The following is a 10,446-nucleotide window of genomic DNA, read 5'->3' on the forward strand; positions in this document are numbered from 1 at the left end:
CTAATACCTGCTTAACGCAACTTGAGCGTGGACAAACCAAAGAGACACAACATCAACGTGATGATCCAGAAGCGCACGACCACCTGCGTTTCCTTCCAGCCCGACAATTCGAAATGGTGATGCAGCGGCGCCATCTTGAAGAGACGCCGCCCTTCGCCGAAACGGCGCTTGGTGAATTTGAACCACGTCACTTGCAACATCACGGAGAGCGTCTCCGCCACGAAAATGCCGCCCATGATGAACAGCACGATTTCCTGGCGCACGATCACTGCTACCGTGCCGAGCGCGCCGCCGAGCGCGAGCGCGCCGACGTCGCCCATGAACATCTGCGCCGGGTGCGTGTTGAACCAGAGGAACGCGAGCCCTGCCCCGCCCATTGCCGAACAGAAGATCAGCAGTTCGCCCGCGCCGGCGATATGCGGAAACAACAGGTATTTCGAGTAGACCGAGCTGCCCATCACATACGCGAACACACCGAGCGACGCGCCGACCAGCACGACCGGCATGATCACGAGGCCGTCGAGGCCGTCGGTGAGATTGACCGCGTTGCTCGCGCCGACGATCACCAGATACGTCAGCACGATGAAGCCCCACACGCCGAGCGGATAGCTGATGGATTTGACGAACGGCAACATCAGGTCGGCGCGCGCCGGCAAGCCCATCGAGAGGCCGCTTCGCACCCACGCCATGAACAGGTCGAACACGCGCACATTGCTCGCTTCCGACACACTAAAGGCCAGATAAACCGCCGCGAACAGACCGATCACCGACTGCCAGAAATACTTTTCGCGCGACGACATGCCGCGCGGATCCTTGTAGACCACCTTACGGTAATCGTCGACCCAGCCAATCACGCCGAAACCGAACGTGACGAGCATCACGATCCAGATGAAGCGATTCGTCAGATCGGCCCACAACAACGTGGCCACGGCAATGCCGAGCAGAATCAGCACGCCGCCCATGGTCGGCGTGCCGGATTTGACGAGGTGAGTCTGCGGGCCGTCTTTACGAACGGCCTGACCGACCTTCATGGCGGTCAGCTTGCGAATCACCGCCGGGCCGCAGACGAGCCCGATCAGCAGCGCGGTGATGGTCGCCATCACCGCACGGAAAGTCAGATAACTGAACACGCGCAAGAAGCTTGCGTCATTCTGCAGCCATTGCGCCAGCGCCAGTAGCATGCTTCGGTCCTTCTATTTCAATGTGCGGCGGGCGTACTGCCCGCTGCGTTGGGTTGTGGACTCGTTACGGCGTCCACCACGCGCTCCATCTGCATGAAGCGCGAGCCTTTCACGAGAAGCGTTGCGGCAGGACCGAAGCCAGCCTGCTGCAATTGCGCGACCAGCGTGCCGATGTCGGCGACGTGATGCGCGTCGGCGCCATACGCGGTGCAGGCGTCGCGCGAGGCGTCGCCCATTGCGTACAGTGCGTCGATACCGCGTTCCTTGGCGTAGGCGCCGATTTCGCGGTGAAACGCCGGACCGTTGTCGCCGACTTCGCCCATGTCGCCCATCACCAGCACGCGCGGCGCGGCGCATGAGGCGAGCACGTCGATCGCGGCGCGCATCGAATCGGGGTTGGCGTTATAGGTGTCGTCGATCACGGTGGCGCCGGCGAGCGTACCGAGCGCGGCCTGCTTCACCTGCAAGCGGCCTTTTACGGCGCCGAACGATTCGAGACCGCGCTTGATGGCGTCGAGCGGCACGCCCGCAGCCAATGCGGCTGACGTCGCGGCCAATGCGTTGTGCGCGTTGTGGTCGCCGAGCACTTGCAACGTGACTTCGAGCTGGCCTTCCGGCGTGTCGATGCTCAAGACGTTGCCGTGGAACGTGCCTTTTACTGCGGCTTCAGTCGTGCGCTCGGCAGAGTTCAGCGCGAAGTCCATGATGAGGCTGCCGGTTGCGGCCACGCGCCAGATGCTCGCGTAGGCGTCGTCGGCAGGGAATACGGCGACGCCTTCCGGTGTCAGCGCGTGAATCACACTGGCGTGTTCGAGCGCGACGGCTTCGACCGTCGCCATGAATTCCTGATGCTCGCGCTGCGCGTTGTTCACCACGGCGACCGTCGGCTCAGCGATTTTCGCGAGCTCCGAGGTTTCGCCCGGATGGTTCATGCCGAGTTCGACCACGGCCAGTTGGTGCGCGGCGTGCAAACGGAACAACGTGAGCGGCATGCCGATGTCGTTGTTGAAGTTGCCCGCGGTGGCGAGGCGTGCATCGGCCCCGACCGCGGCGGCGAAGATCGACGCGATCATTTCCTTGACCGTGGTCTTGCCGTTGCTGCCCGTCACGGCGACGAGCGGCATGCTGAACTTGCGGCGCCAGCCGCGTGCGAGCGCGCCCAGACCCACGCGCGTATCGGTGACTTTGAGCGCCGGCACAGTCCAGTCTTGCGGCGTGCGCGTGACGAGAACAGCCGTCACGTTGCGCGCGGCGACGTCCGGCAGAAAGTCGTGCGCGTCGAACCGGTCGCCCTTGATCGCGACGAACAGATCGCCGGGTCCGGCACTACGGCTGTCGGTGGATACGCGGTCGAACGTGACCGTATCGTCACCGCTCACAGTTGCGCCCGAAATCAGCGCGGCGGCTTCACGCAGCGAGAACATGCTCATTCGCCACCTCCGCGTGCATGCGTCGCGCGCGCGGCCAGCGCGAGGCGAGCGTGGTCCTGATCGGAGAACGCGCGTTTCTTGCCCATGATTTCCTGTGTTGCTTCGTGCCCCTTGCCGGCCAGCACGATGACGTCTTCGCGCGCGGCACTGCGGATCGCTTGCAGGATCGCGCTCGCGCGGTCCTCGATACGGCGGGCCTTCGACGCGTCTTTCATTCCGGCAGTGATTTGCTCGATGATCGATTGCGGATCTTCGCTGCGCGGGTTGTCGCTGGTCACCACGACGCCGTCTGCGATCTTCTCGGCGATCGCACCCATCAGCGGACGTTTGGTCGCGTCGCGGTCGCCGCCGCAGCCGAACATGCAGATCAGTTCGCCGCCGCGCGCGGTTGCCATCGGGCGCAGCGCTTCGAGGGTCTTTTCCAGCGCGTCCGGCGTGTGCGCGTAATCGATCACGACGAGCGGCTCGTCGTTCTGCAAGCGGCCGCCGAGACGCTGCATGCGGCCATTCACCGATTCGAGCTTCGCCAGTTCGGCTAGCGCGGCGTCGAACGGAACGTCGGCGGCGAGCAATGCGCCCAGCACGCCGAGCAGATTGCTCACGTTGAACGCGCCGAGCGTTTGCACTTCGACGTCGGCATCGCCCCAATCGGAGGTGCTCAGATGGAACGCCGTGCCCGTGGCGGTGGCCCGCACATTCGAGGCAAGCAGCAACGCGTCAGCTTGCGGCGCGTCTTGCAGCGTGCCGTCGAGCCCGTAGGCGATCGTGCGCGCATGGCCTTGCGTGTTGGCGAGCAAACGACGGCCGGCCGCGTCGTCGCGGTTGATCACGGCCGCGCGCAGTTCCGGCCAGCCGAACAGACGCGCTTTGGCCGCTTCGTAGGCTTCGAACGTGTGGTGATAGTCGAGATGGTCTTGCGTGAGATTCGTGAACACGGCGATATCGAACGCCGTGCCGTTCACGCGCCCCTGGTGCAACGCGTGCGACGACACTTCCATGGCCACCGCCTGCGCGCCCGCGTCGCGCAATTGCGCGAGACTGCGCTGCAGTTGCGGCGCGTCGGGCGTGGTGAAGCCGGTGTGCACCAGGTGGCCCGGCAAACCGGTACCGAGCGTGCCGATGATCGCGCAACGCGTGCCGAGCGCCGTCAGCGCCGCCGAGATCCACTGGCTGCACGAGGTCTTGCCGTTCGTGCCAGTGATGCCGAGCGTCAGCATGCTGTCGCTCGGATCGTTGTACCAGCCGCTCGCGATCGAACCCGCGAGTTCGTTCAACGCCGGCACGGCTAGCGTGGTCGACGGATCGATCGCGCCGCTGAAGCCTTCGGGCTGAACCAGCACGGCGGCGGCGCCACGTTCGATCGCGCCGTCGATGAACGGGCGGTTGTCCGCGCCATCCACTGCGTAGGCGAAAAACGCGTCGCCGGTCGCGAGCGAGCGCGTGTCGGCGTGCAGATGCGCGCCTGGCTGCACGTGAGCGTGCAGCCAGGCGAGGGCGTCGGCGATCTGCCCCTGCGCGTGATGCTTCTGCCGCAGCATGCTCATCGCACAACTCCCGGATGGCTTTTCGCGTTCGCGGAAATCGTCATCTTCTTCGCGCCGGCGCTGGTGGAGAGCTTCTTGACCGTGGCAGGCGTGGCGGGCGCAGTCGGCGCGGCCGGGGCCGAATCGTCGGACACCACCATTTGCTTGACCGGCATGTCCGGCGGCACATTCAACGAGCGCAGCGTATCGCCGACGATGCTCGAGAACACCGGACCCGACACCTGACCGCCGAAGTGGCTGCCCGCCGTCGGTTCGTCGACCGAGACGGCCACGACGATGCGCGGGTTCGGCATCGGTGCCATACCGACGAACGACGCGCGATATTTCGAGTGATCGTAGCCGTGCGCGCCGTGCTTGTACGCGGTACCGCTCTTGCCGCCGACGCGATAGCCGGGCACCGCCGCATCCGGCGACGTGCCGCCCGGCGCCGTGACGGTTTCGAGCATCGCGCGCACCTGGCGAGCGGTAGTCGGCGCGAAGATCTGCGGACCCGTGGCCGGTTGATCTCCAGGCGTGCGGAAAATCGACACCGGCATGATCTCGCCGTCATGCGCGATCGCGGTATAAGCGCGGCCCAACTGGAACAACGACACCGACAGACCATAGCCGTACGACATGGTGGCCTGCTCGATGCGGCGCCAGCTCTTCCACGGACGCAGACGGCCGGCCGCCGCGCCAGGGAAACCGACCTTCGGCGCCTGGCCGAGACCGATGCTGGTGTACATGTTCCACATCTCTTCGGGCTTGAGCTGCATGGCGATCTTCGTCGCGCCGATGTTGCTCGACTTCTGGATCACGCCGCCCACCGTCAGCACGCCGAACGCGCTGTCGTCGGTAATCGGCGCACCGTCAAGCACGAAGCGGCCGCCGCCTGTATCAACCAGTGTAGTCGGCGTGACGCGATGCAGATCGAGCGCGAGCGATACCGTGAACGGCTTCATGATCGAACCGGGCTCGAACGTGTCGGTCAGGATGCGGTTGCGCAACTGGTCGCCGGTCAGGTGTGTACGGTCGTTCGGGTTGTACGTCGGGTAATTGACGAGCGCCAGCACTTCACCGGTACGCACGTCGATCACCATTGCCGCGCCGGCCTTCGCCTTGAATTTCTCGACGGCCGCCTTCAGGTTCGTATAGGCGATGTACTGAATCTTGCTGTCGATCGAGAGATCCACGTCCTGGCCGTTGTGCGGCACGACCTGCTCGTCCACGTCCTCGATGATGTGGCCCATGCGGTCCTTGATCACCCGGCGGCTGCCCGACATGCCGGCGAGCAGCTTCTGGTCGCCGAGCTCGACGCCTTCCTGGCCTTCGTCTTCCACATTGGTGAAGCCGATCAGGTGGGCCGTGATCTCGCCTTCTGGATAAAAGCGCTTGTACTCGTCGCGCGCGTAAATGCCGGGGATGTCCAGCGTGGTGACTTTTGCGGCAACGTCCACCGGCACCTGGCGCTTCACGTAGACGAAGTTCTTGTCTTCCGAGAGCTTGGCGCGCAGTTCCTTGTTGGTCATGCCGAGCAGCTTGCCGAGCGTTGTCAGCTTGTCCGCGCCGAGGTCGTCCGGCACCGATTCGGGAATCGCCCAGATCGCGCGCACCGGCAGACTCGTGGCCAGCACGAGACCGTTGCGGTCGAGAATCTTGCCGCGTGTGGCGGGCAGTTCGAGCCGCCGCTGATAGCGGATCTCACCCTGCTTCTGATAGAAGGCGTTGCCTGGGCCCTGAATCCAGAACGCGCGCGCGGTGAGCGCGACGAACGCCATGAACAGCAGGAACACGACGAGCTTGGAACGCCACATCGGCAGACGCACCGACAGGATCGGATTGGCCGAGAAAGCCACGCTCTTGCGAGCCGACGATTTTTTCATCGCACGCCTCCGCGACGGGTCGCCGCCGGCGCCGATGCCGGGCCGGAAGTCGGAATCGGTGCATCTTCGGCTCTCGCCGCGCCTGGATCGAGCGTGAGGTACTGGGTGCGGCCGGTCGTGACCGATTGCATCTTCAGGGAATCAGTGGCGATATTCTCGATGCGCGACGTTTTCGACAGCGCGCTCTGCTGATATTGAAGTTGCGAATAATCCTGCTGCAACTGGCGCTCCTGCGATTGAGCGCGCTGCAACTGGATAAAGATCTGGCGCTGCTGATTGGTAGCGTTGACGACGGACAATGCGCAGCCCATCACGATGATCAGCAGGAAGATGTTGAGACGGTTCATGGTGCGATCCGCTCCGCCACACGCATCACGGCAGAACGGGCGCGCGGGTTCGCGGCGACTTCAGCGTCGCTGGCGAACACGCGGCCGATGATTTTGAGCGGAGGGCTCGGCAGATCGACTGCGCGAATCGGCAGGCGGCGATCCACCGCGGGCGTACTCGCGTGCGCCTGCATGAATCGCTTGACGATCCGGTCCTCGAGCGAATGAAAGCTGATGACCACCAGCCGCCCCCCTTGCTCCAACAGCGACAACGCTGCTTCTAAAACGACTTGCAGCTCCGCAAGCTCTTGATTGATGTGAATCCGTATAGCTTGAAAGGTGCGGGTTGCCGGATCCTTGCCCTTCTCACGGGTTTTGACGACGTTAGCCACGATTTGGGCAAGCTCGCCCGTGCTGACGAGAGGCCCAAGACGGTCGGACTCTGCCCGGCGAGCAACAAGCGCCTTTGCAATCTGAAAAGCAAACCGTTCTTCCCCATAATCTCGTATCACCTCCGTCAATTCCTGCACCGTGGCCCGCGCCAGCCAGTCAGCCGCCGATTCGCCGCGCGTCGGGTCCATCCGCATGTCGAGCGGGCCGTCGGCGCGGAAGCTGAAGCCCCGCTCCGGGTCGTCGACTTGCGGCGACGACACGCCCAGATCCAGCAAAACACCCGACACCCGCCCTACGCCACGCTCCGCAATCGCGGTGCGCAGTGAAGCAAAACTCTCGTGCACGATGCCAAAGCGCGGATCAGCAATCTGCTGCGCCGTGGCGATAGCGAGCGGGTCTTTATCAAAAGCGATTAGACGCCCCGACTCAGCCAGCTTCTCCAACACCAGGCGGCTATGCCCACCGCGCCCGAACGTGCCGTCCACATACACGCCGTCCGCGCGTGTGACCAGCGCTTGAACCGCTTCTTCCAGCAGCACCGTGCGATGCTGCAATTCGTTTCCCATCGCAGGTGCCATATATGTAAACCGCGATCAGAACGTGAAATCTTTTAACGCGTCGGGCATGCCCTCGGCCATTGCCGCCTGTTCCTTCGCGGCGTATGTTTGTGCATCCCACAACTCGAAGTGACGACCCATGCCGAGCAAGGTCACTTCTTTTTCCAGCCCACCAGCCGCGCGCAATTCCGGCGACACGAGCACGCGCCCTGCGCCGTCCATTTCAACGTCCATTGCGTTGCCGAGAAAAATGCGCTTCCACCAGGTCGCGTTCATAGGCAGCTTGTCGACCTTGTCGCGAAAGATCTCCCACTCCGGGCGCGGAAAGAGCAACAGGCAGCCGTCCGGGTGCTTGGTGATCGTCACCCGGCCCTCTGCCTGTGTTTGCAGCGCATCCCGATATCGAGAGGGAATAGACATCCGCCCTTTCGCATCGAGCGTCAGCGCCGACGCCCCTTGGAACACTTCGCTCTCCCCAATTGGCGCATTGGCGCGCCAGCTGCCCGACCCATGAAAATCTACCCGAAACCGCTTGCGAGATCACACAAAAATACACTTTCTCACACTGTCTCCCACTTTAGAGGAACGCTAAACAGGGGTCAAGGGAGATGCGTGCTTTTCCAGCGAATTTTGTTTGTTAGAACAAGGACTTAGCGCGACTCCTTCACGTCGCGCATAAAACGGAAAACCGTTATAAATGAATGAGCTAGTGCAGCTTGTGAAGGTGATACGTGAAAAGTGCGGGGGAAAGGCGCGGAATGAAAGAGATCGTTAAGCGGGATCGGCAGGTGTGGGGATGGCGTTTCCGGGTACTCCAGGAACGGCGCGCGAGGCGCCGTCCCACTTTCGAGAGGTACGTGAACGGCTGGCTTTAACTTATATGTAATAGGCGGTACGGGTCATGAGTTTCGACACGGCGCGCATCAGCGCGCGCGCGGGAAACGGTAGTTCGAGGCCGCCGGCTTCCATTGCCGCCTTGCCGTGTTCTGCCTCGTCCACGCGCATCTGTTCGACGATCGCACGCGACTCGTGGTCGGCTGCCGGCAACTCGTCCAGATGGCTGTCGAGATGCTGCTCCACCTGACGCTCGGTTTCGGCCATGAAGCCAAGGCTGACGCGGTCGCCCATGCGCCCTGCCGCCAGGCCGATTGCCAGCGCGCCGGTGTACCAGAGCGGGTTCAGCAGACTGGGACGCGAGTCGAGCGCTTCGAGGCGTCTGGAAGTCCACGCGAGATGATCTTCTTCCTCGACCGCGGCGCGATTGAACACGGCCCGCAACGAAGGCGATTTGGTTGCGAGTTTCTGAGCCTGATAGAGCGCCTGGGCGCAGACCTCGCCGACGTGGTTCACGCGCATCAAACCAGCCGCGTGCGCACGCTCCGCCGGTGAGAGTTCGACCGCCGGTTCCGTCACCGCGGAATCTTGCGGAACCGGCAACGGACGACTCATCCGCGACACGCCGGTCATTGAGCGTAAACCCCGATCAAACTCGCTAATCAACTCGTCCAGAAACATTCAGCACTCCCTCATTCGACGCCGCCTCACCGATCCGCCAGGTCCGTTAGACAAGGCTTTGCGGCGCAAATCCAGCTTCACGGAAACCTTCAAACCGCATGAATCGGGCGGCCAATTTCTGATTTTAGACCATGTTGCGTAAACGAAACAGGAGCGTTCCCGCCCCGCTCCTTTTTCTTTGTGCCATGTATGCCTTTTGTTACATTACGTGCAACTTCTCGCGAAGTTGGACAAGCAAGGCCTCAACGCTAGACAAATATTCGCCTTGTACAAAAGATTCGTAATCCTTGGAGATCATTCGATGAAAAAGTCGCTTCTCGCTCTCGCAGCACTGGGCGCATTTGCAGGCGTCGCACATGCTCAGAGCAGCGTGACCCTGTACGGTATCATTGACGAAGGCTTCAACATCAACACCAACTCGGGTGGCAAGCACCTGTACAACCTGTCCAGCGGCGTTCTGCAAGGTTCGCGTTTCGGCCTGCGCGGCACGGAAGATCTGGGCGGCGGTCTGAAGGCAATCTTCGTGTTGGAAAACGGCTTTGACGTGAACAACGGCAAGCTGGGTCAAGGCGGCCTGATGTTCGGTCGTCAAGCTTACGTCGGCCTGTCGAGCCAGTTCGGTACGGTCACGCTGGGTCGTCAGTACGACTCCGTCGTCGACTACGTTGGTCCGCTGGAAGCCGGCGACCAGTGGGGCGGCTACATCGCTGCTCACCCGGGCGACATCGACAACTTCAACAACGCGTACCGCACCAACAACACGGTCAAGTACACGAGCGCAAACTACGGCGGCCTGACGTTCGGCGGCACGTACAGCTTCGGCGGCATCGCCGGCAACGTCACGTCGAACCAGATCTGGTCGTTGGGCGCTGGCTACAACAACGGTCCCCTCGTCTTGGGCGTTGGTTACTTGAACGCACGTACGCCGGCAGCTTCGGGCGGCCTGTTCAACAACGGCGGCACGGCTGCAGCACCGGCCGCAGCTGTCACGTCGCCGGTCTACGCTGGCTTCACGTCGGCTAACACGTACCAGGTTATCGGTGCTGGCGGCGCGTACACGTTCGGGGCGGCAACGGTTGGCCTGACGTACTCGAACATCCGCTTCGGCAACCTGGGCGCTTCGTTCGCATCGCCGTTCAAGGGCCAGTCGGCTACGTTCAACAACGCGGAAGTGAACTTCAAGTATCAGTTGACCCCGGCATTGCTGGTCGGCGCAGCGTATGACTACACGCGCGGCGCGGAAATCAACGGCAACTCGCGTGCTCAGTACCACCAAGGCGCAGTTGGCGTGGACTACTTCCTGTCCAAGCGTACCGACGTGTACGTGACGGGCGTGTACCAACACGCTCTGGGCGACACGGTCACCGCTGGTGGCGCTGTGGTCGACGCAACGGCAGGCATCAATGGCCTGACGGGTTCGTCGAACCAGAACCAGTTCACAGCACGCGTCGGCATCCGCCACAAGTTCTAATAAGTCGTAATAAAGCAGTTTGCCTCAAAGGCGCCTTCGGGCGCCTTTTTTTATGGCGCGCGCTACCGTCGGGTCGCGCGGTGGCTGCGCAAAAGAAAAGGCCCCCGCGGCCGTGGGGTGGCGGGGGGGTTGCCCCGCCCCGCGGCGGTGGGGGGGGGTGGGGGGGG

General features: G+C 62.8%; 9 protein-coding genes. 1 reads left to right on the plus strand and 8 read right to left on the minus strand.

Annotation, left to right across the window (positions count from 1 at the left end):
• Positions 1-11 precede the first annotated feature (11 nt).
• From mraY to coq7, 8 genes are all read right to left on the minus strand, one after another.
• Positions 12-1,181, minus strand: coding sequence for a phospho-N-acetylmuramoyl-pentapeptide-transferase (gene mraY, locus PQR32_RS25365; protein WP_095418165.1), 1,170 nt, complete (start codon positions 1,179-1,181; stop codon positions 12-14).
• A gap of 17 nt (positions 1,182-1,198) precedes the next feature.
• Positions 1,199-2,611: a UDP-N-acetylmuramoyl-tripeptide--D-alanyl-D-alanine ligase gene (locus PQR32_RS25370; protein WP_408233191.1), complete on the minus strand. Its 1,413-nt coding sequence runs from the start codon at positions 2,609-2,611 to the stop codon at positions 1,199-1,201.
• Positions 2,608-4,155, minus strand: a complete 1,548-nt coding sequence (locus PQR32_RS25375; RefSeq protein ID WP_408233194.1) for a UDP-N-acetylmuramoyl-L-alanyl-D-glutamate--2,6-diaminopimelate ligase — start codon at positions 4,153-4,155, stop codon at positions 2,608-2,610. The genes PQR32_RS25370 and PQR32_RS25375 overlap by 4 nt, the downstream gene beginning before the upstream one ends.
• Positions 4,152-6,017, minus strand: coding sequence for a peptidoglycan D,D-transpeptidase FtsI family protein (locus PQR32_RS25380; RefSeq protein ID WP_408233197.1), 1,866 nt, complete (start codon positions 6,015-6,017; stop codon positions 4,152-4,154). Before PQR32_RS25380 ends, PQR32_RS25375 begins: the two co-directional genes overlap by 4 nt.
• A complete protein-coding gene (gene ftsL / locus PQR32_RS25385) occupies positions 6,014-6,364 on the minus strand; it encodes a cell division protein FtsL (protein WP_408233200.1) in 351 nt (116 codons plus the stop codon). The genes PQR32_RS25380 and ftsL overlap by 4 nt, the downstream gene beginning before the upstream one ends.
• Positions 6,361-7,314 carry a 16S rRNA (cytosine(1402)-N(4))-methyltransferase RsmH gene (gene rsmH / locus PQR32_RS25390; RefSeq protein ID WP_132372910.1) on the minus strand — a complete coding sequence of 318 codons (954 nt, stop codon included), beginning with the start codon at positions 7,312-7,314 and terminating at the stop codon, positions 6,361-6,363. Before rsmH ends, ftsL begins: the two co-directional genes overlap by 4 nt.
• Before the next feature lie 15 nt (positions 7,315-7,329).
• On the minus strand, positions 7,330-7,758 hold the full coding sequence (mraZ, locus tag PQR32_RS25395) for a division/cell wall cluster transcriptional repressor MraZ (RefSeq protein ID WP_408233203.1): 429 nt from the start codon (positions 7,756-7,758) through the stop codon (positions 7,330-7,332).
• 411 nt (positions 7,759-8,169) lie between these two features.
• Positions 8,170-8,808, minus strand: coding sequence for a 2-polyprenyl-3-methyl-6-methoxy-1,4-benzoquinone monooxygenase (gene coq7 / locus PQR32_RS25400; RefSeq protein WP_408233206.1), 639 nt, complete (start codon positions 8,806-8,808; stop codon positions 8,170-8,172).
• Positions 8,809-9,109: 301 nt separating this feature from the next.
• On the opposite strand from coq7, the gene PQR32_RS25405 reads away from it, so the two are divergent.
• A complete protein-coding gene (locus tag PQR32_RS25405) occupies positions 9,110-10,279 on the plus strand; it encodes a porin (RefSeq protein WP_408233209.1) in 1,170 nt (389 codons plus the stop codon).
• The last annotated feature ends 167 nt before the right edge of the window (positions 10,280-10,446 follow it).

The sequence above is a fragment of the Paraburkholderia dipogonis genome (assembly GCF_046027395.1).
Lineage (GTDB): Bacteria > Pseudomonadota > Gammaproteobacteria > Burkholderiales > Burkholderiaceae > Paraburkholderia > Paraburkholderia dipogonis_A.

Bases quoted from the DNA above. Each gene is read 5' to 3' on its own strand.
- PQR32_RS25380 (WP_408233197.1), bottom strand. From the start codon at position 6,017: ATGAAAAAATCGTCGGCTCGCAAGAGCGTGGCTTTCTCGGCCAATCCG.
- ftsL (WP_408233200.1), bottom strand. From the start codon at position 6,364: ATGAACCGTCTCAACATCTTCCTGCTGATCATCGTGATGGGCTGCGCA.
- PQR32_RS25375 (WP_408233194.1), bottom strand. From the start codon at position 4,155: ATGAGCATGCTGCGGCAGAAGCATCACGCGCAGGGGCAGATCGCCGAC.
- rsmH (WP_132372910.1), bottom strand. From the start codon at position 7,314: ATGGCACCTGCGATGGGAAACGAATTGCAGCATCGCACGGTGCTGCTG.
- mraY (WP_095418165.1), bottom strand. From the start codon at position 1,181: ATGCTACTGGCGCTGGCGCAATGGCTGCAGAATGACGCAAGCTTCTTG.
- coq7 (WP_408233206.1), bottom strand. From the start codon at position 8,808: ATGTTTCTGGACGAGTTGATTAGCGAGTTTGATCGGGGTTTACGCTCA.
- PQR32_RS25405 (WP_408233209.1), top strand. From the start codon at position 9,110: ATGAAAAAGTCGCTTCTCGCTCTCGCAGCACTGGGCGCATTTGCAGGC.
- PQR32_RS25370 (WP_408233191.1), bottom strand. From the start codon at position 2,611: ATGAGCATGTTCTCGCTGCGTGAAGCCGCCGCGCTGATTTCGGGCGCA.